Source organism: Halopelagius inordinatus, from assembly GCF_900113245.1.
Lineage (GTDB): Archaea > Halobacteriota > Halobacteria > Halobacteriales > Haloferacaceae > Halopelagius > Halopelagius inordinatus.
On sequence record NZ_FOOQ01000001.1, the window covers coordinates 670,687 to 691,043 of the forward strand.

A 20,357-nucleotide genomic window follows, 5' to 3' on the forward strand; every position below is an offset into this window, starting at 1 on the left:
ATGTGCAAATGAGTCCGTTAATGTACAATGATGGACGCTAGTGAGGACGAACTTGCGCCCGAGGTGCGGTCCATCCTCGCGGCCGCACGCGACAGGCCGGGCGGGGAGACGCGGGTCAGCGTGGACGCGCGGTCGTTCCCCGACGCGGTGGCCGCCGCGGAGGCCGAGGGGCGCGTGCCCCTCGTCGCGGAGGTGAAGCCGACCAGTCCGACGACGGAGGGAACGAGAGGCGACGACCCGGTCGAACTCGCCCGCGAGATGGTCGACGGCGGGGCGACTGCGCTGTCGGTCCTGACCGAACCGGAGCATTTCGGCGGGTCCGCCGAGAACCTCCGGCGGGTCCGCGAGGCGGTGGACGTGCCCGTCCTCCGGAAGGATTTCCTCGTCAGCGAGGCGCAACTCGACGCCGTGGAGGCCGACGTCGTCCTCCTCATCGCGCGGTTCGTCGGCGACGACCTCTCGGAGTTACTGGCGGCGGCGCGCGAACGCGGCTTTCAGGTTCTGGTCGAGGTCCACGACCGAGCGGAACTCGCCCGCGCACTCGACGCGGGCGCGGACATCGTCGGCGTGAACAACCGCGACTTAGCGAAGTTGGACGTCGACCTCGAAACGTTCGAGAGCGTCGCGCCCCACGTCCCCGACGACGTGACGCTTCTCGCAGAGAGCGGCGTATCGACCGTCGAGGACGTCCGACGGATGCGCGCGGCGGGCGCGGACGCCCTCCTCGTCGGCACGGCCATCATGGACGGCGACGTGCGAGCGAACACCGACCGATTCACCACAGCGGAGATATCTGAATGACGGAGACAACGACAGACGGCAAGTTCGGCGAGTACGGTGGTCAGTACGTCCCCGAAGCGCTCATGCCCGCGATAGCGGAGTTGACCGACGCCTACGAGCGCTACGTGCTGGAGAACGAAGACGGCTTCATGGACGAGTTCCGGCGTCGCCTGCGCGACTTCGGCGGGCGACCGACGCCCACGCAACACGCAGAGCGACTGTCGGAGCGATACGGCTGCGACGTCTACCTGAAACGGGAGGACCTCCTCCACGGGGGCGCGCACAAACTCAACAACGCCCTCGGACAGGTCCTCTTGGCGAAGTACATGGGCAAAGAGCGAATCGTCGCGGAGACGGGCGCGGGCCAACACGGGACGGCGACGGCGATGGCCGCGGCGCACCTCGACATGCCCTGCGAGGTGTACATGGGTCGGCGCGACATCAACCGCCAACGACCCAACGTCTTCCGGATGCGACTCAACGGCTCCGAGGTGACGCCCGTCACCGTCGGACGCGGCACCCTGAAGGAGGCGATAAGCGAGACGATGCGCGACTGGGCGACGAACGTCGAAGACACCCACTACGTCATCGGGTCGGTCGTCGGCCCGCATCCGTTCCCGGCGATGGTTCGGGACTTCCAGTCCGTCATCTCCGAGGAGGCCCGAGAACAGATGCGCGAGAAGACGGACGGTCTCCCCGACTCCGTCATCGCCTGCGCTGGCGGCGGGTCGAACACGATGGGCGCGTTCGCCGAGTTCGTCGGCGACGAGAGCGTCGGACTCTACGCCGTCGAGGCGGGCGGCGACTCCCTCTCCGTGGACGAGGAGGCGGGCGTCGCTCCGAACTCCGCGTCGCTCTCGACGGGACGCGAAGGCGTCCTCCACGGCGCGCGCACGAAGATTCTTCAGGACCGAGACGGCCAGATTATGGAGTCACACTCCGTCTCCTCGGGACTGGACTACGCGGGCGTCGGCCCGGAACTCGCACACCTCGTGGACGAAACTCGGGTGACCGCGGTGAACGTCGACGACGACGCGGCGTTGACGGCGTTCCACCGCCTCTCACAGACCGAGGGCATCATCCCGGCACTGGAGTCCGCCCACGCCTTCGCGTATCTCGAAGAACACCACGAGGAGTTGGGCGATTCGGTGTTGGTGAACCTCTCCGGTCGGGGGGACAAGGACCTCGAATCCGTCATCGAGGAGACGGAGAAACGAGATATCGACATCGCGCCCGACATGACCGAGTTCGCGGGGGGGTTCTAGATGGCGAACGACGCCCTCGAAGCGGCCTTCGCGGACGGCCCGGCGTTCGTCCCGTATCTGGCGGCCGGTGACCCCGACTACGACTCGTCGCTCGAGTACGTCGAAGCACTCGCGCGCGGCGGCGCGGACGTCATCGAACTCGGACTGCCGTTCTCCGAACCCGTCGCCGAGGGACCGACCATCCAAGACGCGGTCGTTCGCTCGTTAGAGGCGGGGATGACGCCCGCCCGCTTCTTCGAGTTCGTCGAGGACCTGGACGTGGACGTGCCACTCGTCTGCATGACGTACTACAACCTCATCTACCAGTACGGGGACGAACAGGGGCCGCGTCCGTTCGTCGAGAAGGCCGCCGACGTCGGCCTCTCGGGGTTCGTCGTCCCTGACCTGCCCGCGGAGGAGGCAGACCCCCTGCGCGAGGCCTGCGACGAGTTCGGGTTGGACCTCGTGTTCATCGTCGCGCCGACGACGCGCGGCGACCGACTCGACAGGATGATGCAGCGAGTGTCGGGGTACGTCTACGTGCAGGCCCGACTCGGCGTCACGGGCGCGCGCGACGACGTCTCCGGGCAGACCGAACAGAGCCTCGACAGACTCGAAGCGTACGACGTACCGAAGGCGGTCGGATTCGGAATCAAGACCGGCGACCACGCGGAACGAATCGTCGCCGGCGGCGCGGACGGCATCATCGTCGGAAGCGCCCTCGTGGACATCGTCGCGGAGGGTCACGAGAACGGCGACGACGCCGAAACGGTCGCCGAACGACTCGAATCGCTCGCTCGCGAACTGAAAGCGGGCGCCGAACGTGGGTTCGCGCAACGTGCGCCCCAAGCGGAACGCACATAACCCGAGGTTGCCACAGTCTCACACAATACAATGCACGCAGGACTCGACGCACGACTCGAACGCATCTCGACAGACGGACGATACCTCGTCGTCCCGATGGACCACGGAATCACGCTCGGGCCCGTCAAGGGCCTCGTAGAGTTGGAAACGACGGTAGACGCCATCACGCGCGGCGGCGCGGACGCCGTCCTCACGCAGAAAGGCGTCGCCCCGCGCGTCCACCCCAACAAAAACGGAAAGGGCTACATCGTCCACGTCAACGGGTCGACGGTCATCGGCCCCGACGAGAACGACAAACGCATCACGGGGTCCGTCGAGGAGGCCCTTCGCTCGGGCGCGGACGCCGTCTCCTTTCACATGAACGTCGGTTCGGAGCACGAACCCGACCAGATGACGCAACTCGGCGAACTGACCGAGAAGGCTCACCGCTACGGCGTCCCCGTCCTCGCGATGAACTACGCGCGAGGGTCGGGAATCGACGAACACGACGCCGAGAGCCTCGCGCACGCGGTGCGACTCGCGGAGGAACTCGGCGCGGACGTGGTGAAGACGGCCTACAGCGGTGACGGCGACTCCTTCGAACGCGTCTGTCAGGCGACGCGCCTGCCGGTCATCATCGCGGGCGGCAGTCGCGGCACGGACAGAGACACGGTCGAGATGGTCCGCGGCGCGATGGACGGCGGCGCGGCGGGCGTCTCGATGGGACGCTCTATCTTCCAACACGACGACCCCGAAGCGATTACGCGCGCGGTGAGCGCCGTCGTCCACGAGGACGCAGACACGGAGAGCGCACTCCGCGAGGCCGGACTCGGCATCGAAGCGTAAACTCGGTCGCTCCGTCTCTAATTTTCGCCGCGGAGTCGCGAACGCGGACCCTGCGGCCGAGTGGTTCTGGTTCTCGCTCTCCAGTGCCGTCTCGTCGCTTCCGGTAGTGGCACGTCTCGGTCCGAGAAGCCTCCGCACCGATTGCCGCCGGTCTCCCGGCTGAACCCGATTTCGTATCGTTCTATCCGGTTTATTCAGACGCGAGAACGCCGACCCGACGTTCGACCGAACGCCGACGTACACCCTCCGAAACGCGCGTCCGTAGCGTATTCGACTCTCGACCGGGGCGACGCGCGGAGTTCGGGTCTCGATACGCGAGGAGGCGGATTTCTGCCCGACTCTACCGCGGGCGAACGTTGCGTGGTCTCTGTCGCGCGCGCGGATTCGGACTCTTCGCCGACGACCCGAGAGTACGGGGCTGAACCGTCGACTCACGACTCGCGTGCGTCGGTCTCGTTTCGCCGCGCTCTCCATCTCGAAATATCGCCGACGGTCCGGCAGACGACTTCGTCGAGACGAGTGTCGACCCTGCACCGGGCTACCGCCGCCGAAATTTTCGAACGGGACCTCTCGCACGTTCGGTTCCGCGCACGGCAGATCCGTCCACCGAGACCCCTCGCGGACCGAACCCCAGGAAGTAAACTCCCGAACGCTATATCGAATACCCTTCGCCGCTCGGCGGACCCGTCGCTCGGCAATTCTGTTGAGAGTCGCCACGTTCAAGCCCTACTGACGAGTCAGTCCGCACAATGACTCGGAGCGTCTGGCTGAAAGCCGACGATGCCGTCGGCGACTGGGAGACGAGGAAGCGACGAATCACCGCCGGACTCGAAGCGGGCGTCGATTGGGTGCTCGTAGACGAGGCGGACGTAGAGCGCGTCCGTTCGCTCGGCGACGTGAAGGTGGCCGCCTTCCGAAACGAATCGGACGTCAGCCTCGTCGACGACGTAGAGGCGGCCGAAGACGAGACGCACGACGCGGACGCCGACGCGTACGTCGTCGGAAAGGGCGGCGAGGGCGACGGCACGGTGGACCTCCCATCCGATTTCTCGGGCTCTGCGGACCTCACGACGCTCCGCCGCGGCGACGAGAGAGCGAACGGCGCGTACGTCCGCATCCTCTCGAAGGACCACGAGTCGTTCGCGGAGGAGGCGGCCCGGAACGCCGACCACACCATCGTCGTCGGCGAGGACTGGACGATAATCCCGCTCGAGAACCTCATCGCCCGCATCGGCGAGGAGACGGAACTCGTCGCGGGCGTCACGTCAGCCGAAGAGGCCAAGACGGCGTTCGAGACGCTCGAAACCGGTTCCGACGGCGTCCTCGTCGACAGCGACGACCCCGACGAGATTCGCAAGACGGTCGAGATACGCGACGAGGCCGAACGCGAGACGCTCGACCTCCGGTGGGCGGAGGTGTCCGCCGTCGAACGCACCGGGATGGCAGACCGAGTCTGCGTCGATACGGGTAACCTAATGGAACACGACGAGGGGATGCTCGTCGGCAGCATGGGACGGGGCCTCTTTTTCGTCCACGCCGAGACGGCGGAGTCGCCGTACGTCGCCTCCCGGCCGTTCCGCGTCAACGCCGGTGCGGTCCACGCCTACGTCCGGACGCCAGACGGCGGAACGAAGTATCTCTCGGAACTGAAAAGCGGCGACGAGGTGCAGGTCGTCGATTCGAACGGCCGGACGCGCGAGGCTATCGTCGGGCGCGTGAAGATAGAAAAGCGGCCGATGTTCCGCGTCGAAGCCGACGTCGAGGGCGACAGGGTCGAGACGCTTCTGCAGAACGCAGAGACGATCAAAGTCCACACGCGCGAGGGCCGAACCGCGGTGACCGACCTCGAACCGGGCGACGAGATTCTCATCTACTACGAACAGACCGCTCGCCACTTCGGGGAAGTCGTCGAAGAGAGCATCATCGAAAAGTAAGCGAGTCGCCTACTTCGTTTCCGCGCCGTCTAGGTCGGCCAGTTCGATCTTCTCCACGTCGATGGGGCGCGAGTTCAGTTCCGCCGCGCACCACGGACAGAACGCCACCTGCAGATCGAGTTCGCCGCCGCACCGAGGGCACCGCGGCCCCGAGTCGTCCTGCCGACCGCGCGCGGCGACGTAGTAGGCGTCGACCGTGCTGAGAAACAGCAGTGCGAACACCGGCCCGGTCACCTCCGTCGGGAGGGCCGTCGGGTCGGACATAGACACCGCCGCGGGGTCCGCGAACGCGAACACGAGGCCGACGCCGATAGCGATGACGACCGTGAACCACGCGACTGCTCTGCGCCACCGTCGGAGGTAGACGTGACCGGCACCAGCGATACCGACGCTCGCACCGAGTACGCCCACGAGGGCGGCGACCAGTGCTCGCCGACGTGTGTCCGTCATGTGGTGCCTCGATGCGGTCCCGCCGCTTAAGTGTCCGGTTTTCTTTCCAGTTCTCCGACGAGTCGAGAGAGCGTCTCTAGGGCGTACTGTCCCGGTGCCGTCGCGTCGGCGGGTTGAACCGGCGCGTAGCCGATTTTCGACCCGTAGACGGGGGCGACGGCGCGGGTGTGTCGGCCCGCCTCGCCCATCGCCATCGTCGCAACGGTGTCACCCCACGTCGTCGCGGCGTTCGTCGCGTCGAGGAGGCGCAGGGCGTCGTGGTCGTCCGTCGCCGTCACCGCGACTTTCCCCACGTCGCCCACCGTGGCCGCCCGGTGGAGTTTCGCGCGGAGTTCCGAACTGGCGGGCGTCCCCTCGAAATCGTGGAACGAGGCGACGACCGACGCGCCGGACTCTCGAACTCGCTCTGCGGCCGTCTCCCCCCGAGGCGTGAGCAGACTGTCGAGTTCGATATCGACGGCCGCCACCGCGTCTCGTTCGGCCGCCCGTTCGAGCGTCGCCAGTCGTTCGTCGTCGCCGTCGTCGCAGTCGCCGCCCTCCCAGGCGGCGCGGTTCGTCGCGACGAGGGGAACGTCGGCGTCGTACGCGTCGAGAGCCGATTCGGGGTCGGACGCCGCGAGGTCCATCCGGAACTCCACGGCGTCTGCGTGTTCCTCGACGGCGGGGTCCGTCGCGTCCGAGAGGTCGGCGGTACACGCCGCGAGGACGAACGAGTCGAAAGAGAACTGCATACCCGAAGACGTGCGGGCGACGACTAAACGCTTGCCCGGCGGGAGAAATCGGCCGGATTCGGTGGGGAACTCGCCCGGCGGTCGCTCGGAGGAGTAGATAAAACGACGTATCGAAACGGCGTCGTCGGTTCAGGCCAGACCGAGACTCTCCTCGGCTTCGAGGAGTTCGTGGTACCGGTTGCGGATGGTGACTTCGGAGATGTCCGCGACGTCGCTGACTGCGGCCTGCGTCGTCTTCTCGTTCGTGAGGAGGGCGGCGGCGTAGACGGCGGCGGCCGCGAGGCCGACCGGCGACTTCCCGGAGTGGACGCCCTTCTCTTTTGCGTTCTTCAACAGTTGACGCGCGCGCATCTTCGACTCGTCGGAGAGTCCGAGTTCCGAGGCGAAGCGCGGGACGTACTGTTCCGGGTCGGCGGGCTTGACTTCCAAGGAGAGTTCCCGCGCGATGTAGCGGTACGTCCGTGCGACTTCGCTCTTTTCGACGCGAGAGACTTCCGTAATCTCGTCGAGCGAACGCGGGACGCCGGCCATCCGCGCGGCGGCGTACGTACAGGACGTGGCGACGCCCTCGATGGACCGTCCGGGCAACAGGTCGTCGTCGAGTGCGCGGCGGTAGATGACCGACGCCGTCTCGCGGACGTTCTCGGGAAGGCCGAGTGCGGAGGCCATGCGGTCTATCTCGCCGAGCGCCTGTTTGAGGTTGCGCTCTTTCGAGTCTCGGGTGCGGAAGCGCTCGTTCCACTTGCGGAGACGCTGCATCTTCTGACGCTGGTTCGACGACAGCGAGTTCCCGTACGCGTCCTTGTCGCGCCAGTCGATGTTGGTCGAGAGACCCTTGTCGTGCATCGTGTTCGTCGTCGGCGCGCCGACGCGGGACTTGCTGTCTTTCTCTTGGGCGTCGAACGCGCGCCACTCGGGACCCCGGTCCACGGAGTCTTCGGTGATGACGAGTCCGCAGTCGTCACAGACGGTCTCTCCGTGTTCGTCGTCGGTGATGACGTTGCCGCCGCACTCGGGACACGACAGTTCCTCGTCGGTCGTCTCCGATTCCGTCTCGGATTCGTCCGTCTGTCGCCCCCACTTCTCTCCCGCGGAGTCGGCACTGCGTTCGTCGCCGGTCCGCTCTGTCGGTTCCTCTCTCGTTCTCGCAGTTCTGCGAGTGAAGGTGCTCTTCTCGCTCATTGGTACAGCGACGAATGCCTCGGCGCGGAAACACGGCTTGAAAAAGCCCGAGGCGGTTCGTATCCCATAGAGCGAGCAAGACTACATAAGACGTTCGGAATCACCTTCGAATACGCGACGTACAGCGCTCCACCCACCCGTTTGTGAACGGTTGTCGTTCATGTTTATATAACATTACCGTCGCGTAACTCCTTTGCGCTCACACGTCCGAGAGCGGGTATGGAAGACGACCCGGAGAGCGAACGCGGTGGAGACGGGCCGCGCGTCGTCTCACTCGCCCCGAGTGCGACGGCGACGCTCTCGGCGATGGGTGCCGATGACCTCGTCGTCGGCGTCACGGCGCACTGCGAGACGGAGAGGCCGGTCGTCGGCGGGTGGTTGAACCCCAACTACGACCGCATCGCGGAGTTGGACCCGGACCTCGTCTGCACCAGCGACGGCCTCCAAGCGGACGTTCGCGACGAACTCGTCGGGCGCGGATTCGACGTCTGCCACGTCGAACCTGACGGACTGGACGCCGTCGTCGACTCCTTCGAGACGGTGGGGCGCGCGGTCGGACGCCCCGACGCGGGGGCCGAACTCGCGGCCGACGCGCGGGGGCGCCTCGACGGCGTCCGGCGGTCGGTCCCCGACGAACGCGACGGGCCCCGCCCGGTCGTCTACTGCGAAGAGTGGTCCGACCCTCCGATGGCGGCGGGCAACTGGGTCCCCGAGGCGGTGGCGACGGCGGGCGGACGCTACCCGTTCGTCTCGCCCGGCGAACGCTCTCGGGAGGCGTCTCGGTCCGCCGTCGAGGCGGCCGACCCCGACCACGTCGTGTTGCACGTCTGCGGGCGCGGCGACCGGGTGGACCCGGAGTCGTTCCGAACGCGCGGGTGGAACGTCGACGCGGAGATTCACGTCCTCGACGACGACCTGTTGAACCAACCGAGTCCGCGACTCATCGAGGGAATCGAGACGCTTTCCGCTCTCCTCTCGGAGTAATTCGACGAAACCGACACGCACATCCCGTCCGACGGGGAACCGGCGGGTATGCGAGTCGCAGTCGGAAGCGGAAATCCGGTGAAGTGCGACGCGACGGAACGCGCACTCGACGACGCGGACGTGTCGTCCGTCCCGGTCCCCTCGGGCGTCTCGGAGCAACCGACGGGTATCGCGGAGACGCGGACCGGCGCGGAGAACCGCGCCGTCGCCGCCCTCGAATCGGGCGACTACGACTTCGGCGTCGGAATCGAGGGCGGCGTCGCCTCGTTCGAGGGTTCCGCGGACCTCTTTTTGGTGATGTGGGCGGCCGTGACCGACGGCGAGGCCACGGGATTCGGCGCGGGGCCGAGTCTCCGCCTCCCCGGCCGCATCGCCGACCGAATCCGCGAGGGCGAGGAACTCGGACCGGTGATGGACGACGTTCTCGGCACCGAAAACGTCGCGAAGAAACAGGGCGCGGCCGGGGCGTTCACCGGCGGTCGGATGTCGCGGACGGACGCGCTCGAATCTGCGGTGACCGCGGCGTTCGCGCCGTTTTCGAGCGGGCTATACTAACCCACCTTTTTCGCTGCGAGCCGACTTCGCCGGCTCTCGGCAAAAGCTGGACCAAACGCACTCCTTCCTCACTTTGGGCGGCTCCGCCGCCCTCCGTTCAGTCGTCGGCCCGCTCGTTCGCTTCGGTCGCTCGCGGTACGTCGGCGTAGAGCATCCGCGAGCGAAGCGAGCGGTTCACCGACGGAGCCGCCGAAGGCGGCGAAGTCGGCCTTTTTCCCTCCAGGTTTTTGGAGAGGGTGCGTAGCACCCTCTGCAAAAAGGTGGGTGTCTAGTCGTCGAGTCTCGCCGCCCCGTCGGGGGACTCTCTGACGTCGCGCGTCTCTTCGACGGCCGTCGTCAGAGAGACGTTCAGTCCGATCATCGAGGCGTACCCGCCGACGAGGGTGACGATGTTCTTCAACGCGTGGTCCAACACCGCCGCGCCGATGGCGATGGATGGTCCCACGTCGGTCAGGCCGATGACGAGCAGGGTGAACGCGCCCTCGTAGAGGCCGACGCCGCCCGGCGAGAGGGGAAGCACCTTCGCGAGGTTGCCGACGCTGACGGCGAAGAAGCCGACTGCGAGGAGTTCGACGAGTCCGAGTCCGGGGTCGAACGCCGCGAGGATGATGACCGCCGTGATGACGTCGAGCGTCCAGATGACGACGCTCGACAGGCCCACGCGGGCGAACCCGCGTCGCGTCCCGGCGACGGTCTGTAAGTCGCTCGCGAACCGTTCGACGACGCCCGCGACGTACTCCGCGTAGGAGTCGGAACTCGCCCGGCGGACGAGTGCGCCCGCGAAGTTGCTGTCGGACCGCGCGGTGAAGGCGATGACGGCGACGGCGACGACGGCGGCCAGACCGACGAGTGTCGCGACGACGACGGCGACCTGTCCGGCCTCCTCCGCGCCGACGAGTGTCTCCGCGAGTTCCGCCGTCTGCCCGGTGACGGTGTACCCGACGAGGACGATACCTGCGAGTCCCGCGATGGTGAGGAGGTCGAAGACGCGTTCGGCCGCGAGCGAGGCGAATCCCGTCGGATAGGGGATTCCCCGCCGCGCTTTCACCACGTACGCGCGGATGAGGTCACCCGCCCGCGCGGGGAAGACGAGGTTCCCGGTTTGGCTGACGAACACCGCGCCGGTGAGAAAGCCCGCCTTCTCCCGGTAGCCCAACTCTTCGAGGATGTCGCGGTAGCGGATTCCGCGGACCGGCCACGAGAGGAGGTAGACGACGGTGGCGACGGCGACGAACGCCGCGTCGGCCTGTCGCACCTCCGAGACGACGGCCCCGAAGTCGATGTACTGCGTCATGAGGAGCATCGCGACGACGGTGAGAACCGCACCGGCGACCAACGCGACGCGGCGCGTGATGCGGGGGCGAACCGCCAGTTGCCACCACGTGCGGAGTATCTGGCTCCCCATCCCGAACACGTCCCGGACTAAATCGACCTTCGTGTCGCCTTTCGGCGTCCAGTCCACGGCGAACTCCTCGACCGCGAACCCCTCGCGTTGGGCGCGGACGAGCATCTCGGTGTCCCAAAACCAGTGTTCGTCTTCCACGTCGTCGCGGAGCGTCTCGAACACCTCGCGGGAGAACGCCTTGAACCCGCACTGGTGGTCTCGGAGGTCCGACCGGAGGAACGTGCGCACGAGGCCGTTGTACGCGCGACTCGGAACGCCGCGCTTTGCGGGTCGCGACGCCACGTTCTCGGGCATCCACCGCGACCCGGTGGCAACGTCGCAGTCGCCGGACCGGACCCGTTCGACCAGTTCTTCGAGATGTCGCATGTCCGTCGCGAGGTCGGTGTCGAAGTAGACGAGCACGTCGCCCGTCGCCGCCGCGAAGGCGTGTTCGAGTGCCCCGCCGCGACCCAGTCGTTCGTCGCTGTGGAAGTGCCGGACGCGGGCGTCCTCGTCGGCCATTCGCTCTGCAATTTCGGGCGTTCGGTCCGAACAGCCGTCTTCGGCGACGATGACCTCGAACGCGTCGGCGGGGAGGAACCGAGAGAGCGCCGAAACTGTCGTCTCGACGGTCCGTTCGATAGTGTCCTCTTCGTTGTATGCAGGGAGGACGACGCTCACCTCGGCGGTTACGGAAGCGTCGACCGCGTCCCCTGCGGTCGGACGACTCATTGCTCTGTCATGGCCCTCCCGCGGGTATGTATTTTCTGTCTTCGTATCCGGCGGATGAACCGGTGCACAAGCCCTGAATGTCTCGATTACGATACTGTTAGACGACCGTACCTGCTCCATACCGTCGTTCCCAACGTGGGGGTCGTCGGGGCCGAAGAATCGCACGACGGAGGCGTGTTAAGCACTCGTACCAAACCCCTCATACCCTCCTACCGTCTTGCGAGAAGTATGAGCACCACCGCTTCTGCCCCGACGACCGACCTCAGCGACAAACAGCGACGTATCCTGCGGTACCTCGAAACGAACGCGCCGGAGCAGATGTACTTCAAATCCCGCCTCATCGCCGAGGACCTCGGTCTGTCCGCGAAAGAGGTCGGCGCGAACATGCGAGCGCTTCTCTCCGACGAGTTCGACGTGACGGTCGAAAAGTGGGGCTACTCCTCGGGGACGACGTGGAAAGTGACCGTCTAAGCCCACATTAACTGACCGTACCACCGCGATACGGCGAACCGCGCTCCGCCGTCGCGGGAATTTCGTCGTTCGTCGCCTGTATATGCCAGCACCGTCGCTCTCGCGCGGACGCTCGTTTTTCGGATAATATCGGACGAAAGCGACGCCGCCGTCAGGGGTCGAACCGAATTATCTGTGCGGCGTCACCGGCGAACTCGGCGGCGTCGGGGCCGAACGAGTCCGCGTACCGGATGAGGAGGGTGATGAGCGTCTCGGGGCGACGCACGGCGTACCCGTTCTCGCGCGAGAGCAGACCGGCCTCGTCGAGTTCTCTCGCGTACGTGCTCACCGTCGCGCGCGACACGTCGAGGCGGTCTGCGAGGTCGGACCCCGTGGCGTCCGGGTCGCGGAGCAGTTCGATCACCATCCCGCGCGCCGTCGAACGACGCAGATAGCCGAGCGACGCCTGTTCGAACTCGCTGAACCGCCCGGTCGGGAAGAACCGTTTGTAGTCGCCGTCGCGCCGGGACTCGACGACGCCCTCTTCGAGGAGATGTCGCAGGTGATACTGCGTCTCACCGGTCCCTAGCTTCAGGTCGTCGCGAACTTTCGAGAAATGCGCACCCGGCGTCGCGGCCACGTATCCGACGATAGCGTCCCGCGCGTCGCTTCCGGATTCGGCCGGTTCGTCCCCACTTCCGTCGTCGTCTCCCAACCCGACGAGCGGCGTCGCGGCCCCGAACGCCGCGAACCGTCGCAGCGTGGCCCGTTTTTCTTCGTCCACCCCATTTTCTGCCATCTGTACTACCTGGAGTAGGGACGGTCGGGTGCAAAAGCGCTTCGCTCCGGTCGTAGTGAGGCGTTAATACGTTCCATTTCGTGACTTTCAGCCTTATTCGAGCTCTCGTTCGACCTCCGTGTCTTCGTCGGAGTCGGGATTCGCCGCCGCGTCCGCCCCGTCGTCGACGACTTCGTCGGAGTCGCGGATGTCCGCTTTGTCCTCCGCGTCCGCCTCGGTGATTATCTCGTCGGCGCTCTTTATATCGGGGTCGGAGCCCTCCTTTATCGCTTGGGCCTCCTGTTCGAGTTCTTCGACGTCCATCTCGGCGGCTTGGTCTATCTGGCCGAGAATCTCTTCGATGTCGTCTAAGCCGATGAGCTCTCGGGTTTCGGCGTCGAAGTCGAGGCTGTCGAGACCGGCCTGTTCTTGAACGTCGCTGTTGGAGAGCTGTCGGCCGTACCGGCCGAGAAGCGAGGTGAGTTCCTGCGGGAGGACGAACGTCGTCGACTCGCCCTGTCCGATGCTTTCGAGCGTCTCCATTCCCTTCTCGATTATCGCGCGTTCGCCCATCGACTCGGCGGACTTCGCGCGGAGGACGGTGGAGATGGCGTCACCCTGCGCTTCGAGAATCTGGCTCTGCTTTTCACCCTGCGCTCGGATGATGTTCGACTGCTTTTCACCTTCCGCCGTCTCGACGGCGGAGCGACGTTCACCCTGCGCTTCGAGGATCATCGCGCGGCGGCGGCGTTCCGCGGAGGTCTGTTGTTCCATCGCCTGTTGGACCTCTTGGGAGGGGTTGACTTCCCGGACTTCCACGCTCTCGACGCGAACGCCCCACTCGTCTGTGGGTTCGTCGAGCTCTTTCCGGATTCGCGCGTTTATCTCCTGTCGCTTGTTCAGCGTGTCGTCGAGTTCCATGTCGCCGAGGACGGCCCGAAGCGTCGTCTGTGCCAGGTTCGAGACGGCTTTCTTGTAGTCGTCGACTTCGAGAAACGCCTTCTTCGCGTCCATCACCTTGATGTAGACGACGGCGTCGGCGGTGACCGGCGAGTTGTCCCGCGTGATGGCTTCCTGACGCGGCACGTCGAGCGTCTGGGTCCGCATGTCGAAGGCGTACGTCCGCGACACGAACGGTGGGATGAAGCTGATACCGGGTTGGAGTAGTCGGCGGTACTCGCCGAACACCGTCAGCGCCTTCTTCTCGTACGCGTCGACGATCTCCACCATCTGGTAGACGGTGACGACCGCCAGAAGGAGGACTAACAGTCCGACGAGGTACGAACCGAAACCGAGACCGAGACCGAACTGGAGTGTTACGAGGTCCAATACCATACCGGAGATTAGTGAGGTGTCCGGATAAGCGTTAGCCCGACCCCCCGACGACCGAACTGCGTGACGGGACCGGCTTTCGCGGGCGTCCGAGCGTCAGGTGCGTTCGGTTTCGGACTCGACGGCGGCGTCGTCGTCTCGGGCCGACCGAACTCGGTCCCGCGCCAGTTCGCGGTCTATCTCGTCTTGCGGCGCGTTGAGCGATTCGACCGTGACGACGTTTCCGCCGCCGGGGTCTACGATGATGACCTCCTCTCCTTCGGCTATCTCGCCGCTCACCGACCGCGCGGCGTAGTGAGGGTTGAACCCGCCGCCTTCGAGCAGTTTTATCTCGCCGTCCGTCGGCGTCACTCGCTCCGTCACGCGGCCGGTCTGCCCGCGGAGCGACCCCGAGTCCGACGTCTGGCCGGTTCCTTTCCCGCCGTAGAAGTCGAGTTCGCGGTAGCCGTAGAGCGCCAGACTCCCGAAGAGCAAGACGAGAACGCCGAGGACGACGGGTCCCGCGAACGGCCCGAGGACGAGTCCGACGAGTCCCGCCGCCAAGAGCGCGATGCCGAGGACGATAAAGTGCGCGCCGGGCGCGAGTGCCTCCGCGAGCGTGAGACCCAGTCCGGCCGTGACGAGGAGGAGCGGTAACGCCTCTGGGCCGATAGAGAACTGCAACAGCGAGAGCGACGACCCGAGCATACCGGACCTATGGAACGCTCACGATTAAGGATTTGCACGCCTGCGACGGTCCGCTACGGTTCGGTCGCGTCCGGGGCGACGGAGCTATCTCTCGTGAATCGGACGCCCGGCCCGTCTCTCGACTGTACGAGGAGCGTCCCGCTTTGGGCGTCGGCGGGCACCGAAAACACCGTCCACACGTCGCGCGACTCGCCCGGCGCGAACAGACCCCCGGCGGGGAACCCGGTCGCGTTCCGAAGCGGTTGGTAGCCGTACCGGTCGCCCGCCACTTCGAGCGCCAACTGGCTCTGTGACAACTGTTCGGGCGACTCGCCGACGTTCGTGACGTTCATCCGAACGACGACGAACGTCTCGTTCGGCGGCGCGTCGTAGGTGGTCCCGTTTATCGTGACGCTGTCCGTCGTCTTCGCGTTCCACCGCGCGTCGAGACTCGCGTTCGCGCCGGCCGTCGAGACGGCGGAGACCGCCGTCGATTCGTCGCCGCCGCCCGCCCCGGGGAGTCCGAGCATCCCCGCGACTGACCCCGCGGCGACCAACAGCAGTGCCGCGACGACCACGGAGAGGAGGGTCCGCGGCGACACCGGAAGCGCGTCGAGTCGCCCGCCACCGTCGCCGTCGTCGCCGTCGTCGTTCGCCCCGTCGGGTGGCGTCGGTCCGTCGGCGGCGTCGGAGTCGTCGGACCCGCCGCCGTACCCGCCGAGCCTGTTTCTGATTCGCGTCTGTATCTCGGCGGGGTCGAACGGTAGGGTGACGGGGAGCGTCTCGGGTACCGGGAGCCCGAGCGCTCTGAGTTTCGCGAGAATCGGATCGAACGGACCGCCGCCCGTGTACTCGCGGAGGACGTGGTGGAACTCTCCCTCTTCGACGGTACCCTCCAGCGTGGACCGGTCGAGGAGGTGGATTCCCTTCGCGTCGGCTATCTTCCGCGCCTCGTCCGCGTACGCGCCTTGGGTGGCGACGACGGCCACGTCCACGCCTTTCTTTCCGCAGAGCGTCACGAACCGGCGGAGATGTTGCCCCGAGACGTGCGACTCCGTCGTCGGGAAGACGAAGAGCACGCCTCGCTTTCCGTCGCCGCGTTCGCCGATGATGAAGTACGTCCCGTTCGCTCGCTCTTGGACCGTCGTCTCCCATCCGCGTTCGCCCCAGAGGTCCGAGAGAAACGAGACGAACTCGTCCGGTTCGAGTTCGGGAATCACCGCGTCTCACCTCGAAGACGCGTCGCCCGGGCGGCGTGGGATGTCGCCTCGGCGGCGGTTCGTCGCGGGCGGGTCGGAGACTGAAAGTGGAGTGCGGTCATCTGGTGGACCTCCGTCGAGCGATGAGGAGTGCTGCGCCGAGGAACGCGAGTACGGGAATCGAGAGCGGAAGCGGAATACTCGACTCCGACGCCTCCGAGGGCCCCAACGGCGTATTCGTCAAAATCGGATACGGCGTCGCCGTCGGGTCCGGCGTCGGCGTGGCAGTCCGCGTCGGCGTCGGTGTCGCCGTCTCCGTCGGTGCCGCCGGGAAATCGACGTAAGCGGTGTCGTTCACCACGGAGTCGTTTCGGACGTAGGCGGTGTCGTTTCCGGCGTCGTACGACCCGTCGCCGTTTCTGTCGGCGACGAGTTCGGCGCGTATCGTCTGTGAGTCGTACAGGGGAACAGAGAGCGACGCGGAGACGTTCTCGTGGCGGCCCGGTTCGAGATAGTTCGACCACCCCACGTCGGTGCCGCCCTCGTCGACGAGTCTGACGAACCCGCCCTCGGGAACCTCGGCGTACGCGACGTCCAGTTGCGGGTCGTCGCCGGGGTTTTGGTCGTCGAATCTGACGGTCGGGTCGGGTGCGACTATCGCGACCTCCTGCATCGTCTCGCCTTGGTGGTCGTCTACCCACATCGTCGCGTTCGCGCCGCGAGAGACGTCCCCGAGGTCGAACGACGCCTCGAACCGCCCGTCTCCGTCGACCGTCGCCCGCCGAATCTTGAGGAACGCGCTCGGGTCCGGCGAACGCATCCGTACCTCGAACGTCGTGTTCGGCGCGCGGTTCGTCGTCCCGGACACGACGTACGTGTCGTTCTCCCACGAGTAGTGGACGCGGTCCGTCTCGGGGGCGAGACTCGCCGTCGGGCGAACTATCCGGACGGGCGTCGTCGCCAGCACCCTCTCTCCGTCGTCGAGCGTGTTCGATTCCGTCAGCGTGAGTCGCGCTTCGTACCGATTTCGCTCCGACTGCCGCGAGAGCGAGACGTTCGAGGTGTCCCAGACGGCGTATATCCGGTCGTTCTCGAAGTCGGGGTAGACGGTCACGTTCGCTCGCTTCGCGCCGCCCGAGGTTCCGTGCGCGAGATAGGACGTGGGCTCGCGGTTCGGCCCGGGAGCCGTCTGCGTGAAGTTCAGCTTCACGCCGTTTGCCGCGTCGTCGCCGCTCAGGTCCGCGGCGTTCAACGCCGTCTCCAGTCCCTGTTCTTCTATCTCGACCACCGCGTAATCGCCTTTCGCGACGGGTTCGCTCGCCGAGGCGATGCCGGTGAGAGGTCCGACGTCGGCGTTCCCGTCGCCGTCCGTCCCCACCTCGGAGGGGTCGAACTCGCCGGGCGCGACGAGGGTTCGTGCAGTCGTCTCCCCGCGCGGTTCGACGGTCAGCGTCGCGATGTCGCGTTCGTCGCCGCCGACGTCGACGCGCATGAGGTAGTCTGCGGGTTCGAGGGGCTTCTCCAGCGGTTCCGAGAGAAGCGTCGCGTCGCCGCCGGTGACGTAGGTGTCCGGGTCGGCGTCCGTCGCAGCGTACGTGTCGATACTCACCTCGTCCGTCCCGGACCCGCCGAGCCGAATTCGGAGGTGGTAGCCGTAATCGGGGCCGCCGATAGTCACGTTCGCGGGACCGGAGTGACTGACGCTGAACGTCAGTTCGTCGCCGCGGGTGACCGTCACGTTGCCGTCGCCGAACGAACCGGAGGCGTCGTCGGCGGCGAAGGCAACTGACGTATCCGAACCGGTGGCTGTCGTGAGGGCGTCTGCCGGGACTGCTACCGCGGCGACGACGAGCATCGTCGCCACCGCCGTCGCGAGTATGTGTGTGCGTCTCATCGGAGTGGACGAAGCGGGAGCGTTACGCATCTCTACCCGGCATCACCCATAAAAGACTACGGTCAGGTACTCAGAATTGATAACTCGGCGGCTCGGATTCGCTCCTCGCGGGGGCGTCGAGGCGTTCGGTCGCCGTCCGGTCAGACCGGGGAGACGGCCGTCAAGACGAGGGCGACGGTGCCGAGAGCCCCGAGGACGACGAAGAGGACGTTCTCGGGCGAGGGTCGCCCGGGCTCCAGCGGTTCGAGTCGGGGAGTCTCCGCTCCCTCCTCGTCGGACCAGAACAGACCGGCGGTGTCCTCGGTGGGCGTCGCGCCCGCCTCGGCCGTCCGGTCCGCGTCGTTCTCGCGGGCGGTGTCTGCGTCGTCGGGTCGGTCCATCATCGGACGGTAAGCGATACACCGGCAAATGCCTGCCGACCGGGAGGCGAACGTCGTCCGCGCGTCAGCGGCGTCCTTCGGCGTCGTGTTCGATGACGTTGCCCTCGTAGACGACGCCGCGTTCGGCGTGAACCGTCACTTCGGTGCCCGCGACGACGCTCTCCGGGAGGGGAGCGCCCGATATCATCGGGATGTCGATTTCGCGCGCGACGAGTGCGGGGTAGCCCGTCATCCCCGGCCGCGCGTCGATGATTCCGCCGAGGTTCTTCGCGTCGCCTTCGAACTCGGCGTCGAAGTCCGCGGGCAAGGCGAGAATCGACCCGTTCGGCACGTTCGTCAGGTCGCCGTCCGGGGCGAACGCGAGGGGTCCGGCGACGCGCCCGCCGACCACCTTCCGGCCGGTGGCGATGGCTTCGGCGGCGACGTGGACTTTGAGCATGTTCGTCGTGTTCGTCCCCTCCAGTTCGGTCATCATCCCCGAGAGGACGACGATGGTGTCGCCAGAAGACGCCACCTCCGTCTCGAGGGCGGCGTCCACGGCGTCGTCCATTATCTCGTCGACGCCGTTGTGGTAGGGCGAGTACGTCGGAATGATGCCCCACGAGAGCGCGAGTTGGCGGCGAACGCGGTCGTTCGGCGTCGTCGCGATGACCGGAACGCCCGGCCGGAACTTCGCCGTCTTCCGCGCGGTGTAGCCGGACTCGGAGGCCGCGACGATGGCGCTTGCGTCCACGTCGCGAGCGAGGTAGCGCGCGGACCGCGCGAGTGCCTCCGTCCGCGAGTTGTCCTCTGCGGTCGGGATGTGGCTCTCTTGGGTCTCGTCGTACTCCGGACTCGCCTCCACCTGCCGGACGATGCTGTCCATCGTCTCGACGACGCGGACGGGGTCGTCGCCGATGGCCGTCTCGCCCGAGAGCATCACCGCGTCGGTGCCGTCGAGGACGGCGTTTGCGACGTCGGAAGCCTCCGCGCGGGTCGGCCGCCGCGCGTGGACCATCGAGTCGAGCATCTCCGTCGCCGTGATGACGGGCGTGCCCGTCGCGTGACATTTCCGGATGATGCGCTTTTGGATGATGGGGACGTCCTCTAGCGGCATCTCGACGCCGAGGTCACCGCGGGCGACCATCACGCCGTACGCCGCCTCGATGATCTCGTCTAAGTTCTCGACGGCCCCCGCGCGCTCTATCTTGGCGACGACGGGGATGTCCGCGCCGAGGTTCTCCAGTTCGTCGCTTATGGTATAGATGTCGTTTGCGGTGCGGACGAACGAGGCGGCGACGAAGTCGGCTTCCTTCTCCGCGGCGACTTCCAGTTCCCGCCGGTCGCCCTCGGTGATGAGGTCGATGTCGAGACTCACGCCGGGGACGTTCACGCCCTTGCGACCGCTGAGTTCGCCACCCGAGTCGATGTGCGCGACGACGGCCCCGTTCTCGATTCGCTCGACCGTCGCCTCGATTCGGCCGTCGTCGAGCAGAACCGTATCGCCCGCCTCCGCGGCGGCGATAGAGTACGACAGACCCACCTCTTCGGGCGTCGCGTCGTCGCCTTCGACGAACCGGACCTCGGACCCCGTCTCCAGGTGGATGGGTTCGTCGAGGGGGGCGGTCCGAACCTCGGGCCCCTGCAGGTCGACCATCGCCGCGATCGGTTCCGTCGTCATCTCGTCCACGTCGCGGATGCGGTCTATGACCTCCGCGCGGTGTTCGGGCGTCCCGTGACTGGCGTTCAGTCGCCCGACGCTCATCCCGGCGTCGGCCAACGACCGAATCGTGGCTCGGTCGTCCGACGCTGGCCCCAGCGTACAGACGATTTTCGCGTTTCTCATGCGTCGTGTTACTCGCGAATAGATAAAAAAGCCCGACGATGACGGCGTTCGAGTGAGACGCTCTCGCACGCCGCCTCGCGGACGGTAAGCGGCCGTCTCGCCGTCTCTCTCGGCGGGGAGATGCGCGCCCGCCCGAGACCGGGTGTCGGTCGGCGCGCCCCGTCCGTG

19 protein-coding genes are annotated in these 20,357 nt (G+C 66.5%); 8 read left to right on the top strand and 11 right to left on the bottom strand.

All coding sequences use genetic code 11. The features are described 5' to 3' along the window. Positions 1-30 precede the first annotated feature (30 nt). The 5 genes from trpC (at position 31) to BM167_RS03630 (ending at position 5,647) form a co-directional block, all read left to right on the top strand. Positions 31-801 (top strand): indole-3-glycerol phosphate synthase, encoded by a 771-nt coding sequence (trpC, locus tag BM167_RS03605; RefSeq protein ID WP_092891077.1) that lies wholly within the window; start codon positions 31-33, stop codon positions 799-801. Next, positions 798-2,045, top strand: a complete 1,248-nt coding sequence (gene trpB / locus BM167_RS03610) for a tryptophan synthase subunit beta (protein WP_092888840.1) — start codon at positions 798-800, stop codon at positions 2,043-2,045. The genes trpC and trpB overlap by 4 nt, the downstream gene beginning before the upstream one ends. Continuing rightward, the gene (gene trpA, locus BM167_RS03615) at positions 2,046-2,888 is read left to right on the top strand and encodes a tryptophan synthase subunit alpha (RefSeq protein WP_092888843.1); all 843 of its coding nucleotides are present in this window, start codon (positions 2,046-2,048) and stop codon (positions 2,886-2,888) included. Positions 2,889-2,918: 30 nt separating this feature from the next. Beyond that, positions 2,919-3,713, top strand: coding sequence for a 2-amino-3,7-dideoxy-D-threo-hept-6-ulosonate synthase (locus BM167_RS03620; RefSeq protein ID WP_092888846.1), 795 nt, complete (start codon positions 2,919-2,921; stop codon positions 3,711-3,713). 749 nt (positions 3,714-4,462) lie between these two features. Further along, the gene (locus BM167_RS03630) at positions 4,463-5,647 is read left to right on the top strand and encodes a 3-dehydroquinate synthase II (protein WP_092888852.1); all 1,185 of its coding nucleotides are present in this window, start codon (positions 4,463-4,465) and stop codon (positions 5,645-5,647) included. Between the two features lie 9 nt (positions 5,648-5,656). Here BM167_RS03630 and BM167_RS03635 read toward each other — a convergent pair whose 3' ends face one another. From BM167_RS03635 to BM167_RS03645, 3 genes are all read right to left on the bottom strand, one after another. Next, complete coding sequence (locus BM167_RS03635; protein WP_092888855.1) at positions 5,657-6,097, bottom strand: zinc ribbon domain-containing protein; 441 nt, start codon at positions 6,095-6,097, stop codon at positions 5,657-5,659. Between the two features lie 26 nt (positions 6,098-6,123). Next, entirely contained in the window at positions 6,124-6,828 is a 705-nt protein-coding gene (locus BM167_RS03640; RefSeq protein WP_092888858.1) for a type I 3-dehydroquinate dehydratase, read from the bottom strand. A 129-nt stretch (positions 6,829-6,957) separates the two neighbouring features. Then, positions 6,958-8,010 (bottom strand): transcription initiation factor IIB, encoded by a 1,053-nt coding sequence (locus BM167_RS03645; RefSeq protein ID WP_092888861.1) that lies wholly within the window; start codon positions 8,008-8,010, stop codon positions 6,958-6,960. Between the two features lie 219 nt (positions 8,011-8,229). On the opposite strand from BM167_RS03645, the gene BM167_RS03650 reads away from it, so the two are divergent. Together BM167_RS03650 and yjjX are read left to right on the top strand one after the other, a co-directional pair. Further along, positions 8,230-8,994 carry a cobalamin-binding protein gene (locus tag BM167_RS03650; RefSeq protein WP_092888864.1) on the top strand — a complete coding sequence of 255 codons (765 nt, stop codon included), beginning with the start codon at positions 8,230-8,232 and terminating at the stop codon, positions 8,992-8,994. Positions 8,995-9,042: 48 nt separating this feature from the next. Then, positions 9,043-9,549, top strand: a complete 507-nt coding sequence (gene yjjX, locus BM167_RS03655; RefSeq protein WP_092888867.1) for an inosine/xanthosine triphosphatase — start codon at positions 9,043-9,045, stop codon at positions 9,547-9,549. A gap of 268 nt (positions 9,550-9,817) precedes the next feature. On the opposite strand, the gene BM167_RS03660 is transcribed toward yjjX, so the two are convergent. Then, complete coding sequence (locus BM167_RS03660; RefSeq protein WP_092888870.1) at positions 9,818-11,665, bottom strand: flippase-like domain-containing protein; 1,848 nt, start codon at positions 11,663-11,665, stop codon at positions 9,818-9,820. Between the two features lie 228 nt (positions 11,666-11,893). On the opposite strand from BM167_RS03660, the gene BM167_RS03665 reads away from it, so the two are divergent. Next, the gene (locus BM167_RS03665; protein WP_092888873.1) at positions 11,894-12,136 is read left to right on the top strand and encodes a DUF7123 family protein; all 243 of its coding nucleotides are present in this window, start codon (positions 11,894-11,896) and stop codon (positions 12,134-12,136) included. Positions 12,137-12,287: 151 nt separating this feature from the next. Here BM167_RS03665 and BM167_RS03670 read toward each other — a convergent pair whose 3' ends face one another. The 7 genes from BM167_RS03670 to pyk form a co-directional block, all read right to left on the bottom strand. Continuing rightward, positions 12,288-12,914 carry a winged helix-turn-helix transcriptional regulator gene (locus tag BM167_RS03670; RefSeq protein ID WP_092888876.1) on the bottom strand — a complete coding sequence of 209 codons (627 nt, stop codon included), beginning with the start codon at positions 12,912-12,914 and terminating at the stop codon, positions 12,288-12,290. A gap of 93 nt (positions 12,915-13,007) precedes the next feature. Next, complete coding sequence (locus tag BM167_RS03675; protein WP_092891079.1) at positions 13,008-14,222, bottom strand: SPFH domain-containing protein; 1,215 nt, start codon at positions 14,220-14,222, stop codon at positions 13,008-13,010. Positions 14,223-14,321: 99 nt separating this feature from the next. Then, positions 14,322-14,912, bottom strand: a complete 591-nt coding sequence (locus BM167_RS03680; RefSeq protein ID WP_092888879.1) for an NfeD family protein — start codon at positions 14,910-14,912, stop codon at positions 14,322-14,324. Positions 14,913-14,965: 53 nt separating this feature from the next. Further along, positions 14,966-16,111, bottom strand: a complete 1,146-nt coding sequence (locus tag BM167_RS03685; protein WP_092888882.1) for a restriction endonuclease — start codon at positions 16,109-16,111, stop codon at positions 14,966-14,968. 97 nt (positions 16,112-16,208) lie between these two features. Beyond that, positions 16,209-17,984: a DUF7282 domain-containing protein gene (locus BM167_RS03690; RefSeq protein ID WP_092888885.1), complete on the bottom strand. Its 1,776-nt coding sequence runs from the start codon at positions 17,982-17,984 to the stop codon at positions 16,209-16,211. A 140-nt stretch (positions 17,985-18,124) separates the two neighbouring features. Further along, complete coding sequence (locus BM167_RS03695; RefSeq protein ID WP_092888888.1) at positions 18,125-18,364, bottom strand: DUF7312 domain-containing protein; 240 nt, start codon at positions 18,362-18,364, stop codon at positions 18,125-18,127. Positions 18,365-18,428: 64 nt separating this feature from the next. Further along, on the bottom strand, positions 18,429-20,189 hold the full coding sequence (gene pyk / locus BM167_RS03700) for a pyruvate kinase (protein WP_092888893.1): 1,761 nt from the start codon (positions 20,187-20,189) through the stop codon (positions 18,429-18,431). Positions 20,190-20,357 lie beyond the last annotated feature (168 nt).

Excerpts from the sequence above, each read along its gene's own strand:
- BM167_RS03645 (WP_092888861.1), bottom strand. The coding sequence starts at position 8,010 with ATGAGCGAGAAGAGCACCTTCACTCGCAGAACTGCGAGAACGAGAGAG.
- trpC (WP_092891077.1), top strand. The coding sequence starts at position 31 with ATGGACGCTAGTGAGGACGAACTTGCGCCCGAGGTGCGGTCCATCCTC.
- trpA (WP_092888843.1), top strand. The coding sequence starts at position 2,046 with ATGGCGAACGACGCCCTCGAAGCGGCCTTCGCGGACGGCCCGGCGTTC.
- BM167_RS03695 (WP_092888888.1), bottom strand. The coding sequence starts at position 18,364 with ATGGACCGACCCGACGACGCAGACACCGCCCGCGAGAACGACGCGGAC.
- pyk (WP_092888893.1), bottom strand. The coding sequence starts at position 20,189 with ATGAGAAACGCGAAAATCGTCTGTACGCTGGGGCCAGCGTCGGACGAC.
- BM167_RS03640 (WP_092888858.1), bottom strand. The coding sequence starts at position 6,828 with ATGCAGTTCTCTTTCGACTCGTTCGTCCTCGCGGCGTGTACCGCCGAC.
- BM167_RS03635 (WP_092888855.1), bottom strand. The coding sequence starts at position 6,097 with ATGACGGACACACGTCGGCGAGCACTGGTCGCCGCCCTCGTGGGCGTA.
- BM167_RS03680 (WP_092888879.1), bottom strand. The coding sequence starts at position 14,912 with ATGCTCGGGTCGTCGCTCTCGCTGTTGCAGTTCTCTATCGGCCCAGAG.
- BM167_RS03630 (WP_092888852.1), top strand. The coding sequence starts at position 4,463 with ATGACTCGGAGCGTCTGGCTGAAAGCCGACGATGCCGTCGGCGACTGG.
- BM167_RS03650 (WP_092888864.1), top strand. The coding sequence starts at position 8,230 with ATGGAAGACGACCCGGAGAGCGAACGCGGTGGAGACGGGCCGCGCGTC.
- BM167_RS03690 (WP_092888885.1), bottom strand. The coding sequence starts at position 17,984 with ATGAGACGCACACACATACTCGCGACGGCGGTGGCGACGATGCTCGTC.
- yjjX (WP_092888867.1), top strand. The coding sequence starts at position 9,043 with ATGCGAGTCGCAGTCGGAAGCGGAAATCCGGTGAAGTGCGACGCGACG.
- BM167_RS03620 (WP_092888846.1), top strand. The coding sequence starts at position 2,919 with ATGCACGCAGGACTCGACGCACGACTCGAACGCATCTCGACAGACGGA.
- BM167_RS03665 (WP_092888873.1), top strand. The coding sequence starts at position 11,894 with ATGAGCACCACCGCTTCTGCCCCGACGACCGACCTCAGCGACAAACAG.
- BM167_RS03660 (WP_092888870.1), bottom strand. The coding sequence starts at position 11,665 with ATGAGTCGTCCGACCGCAGGGGACGCGGTCGACGCTTCCGTAACCGCC.
- trpB (WP_092888840.1), top strand. The coding sequence starts at position 798 with ATGACGGAGACAACGACAGACGGCAAGTTCGGCGAGTACGGTGGTCAG.
- BM167_RS03670 (WP_092888876.1), bottom strand. The coding sequence starts at position 12,914 with ATGGCAGAAAATGGGGTGGACGAAGAAAAACGGGCCACGCTGCGACGG.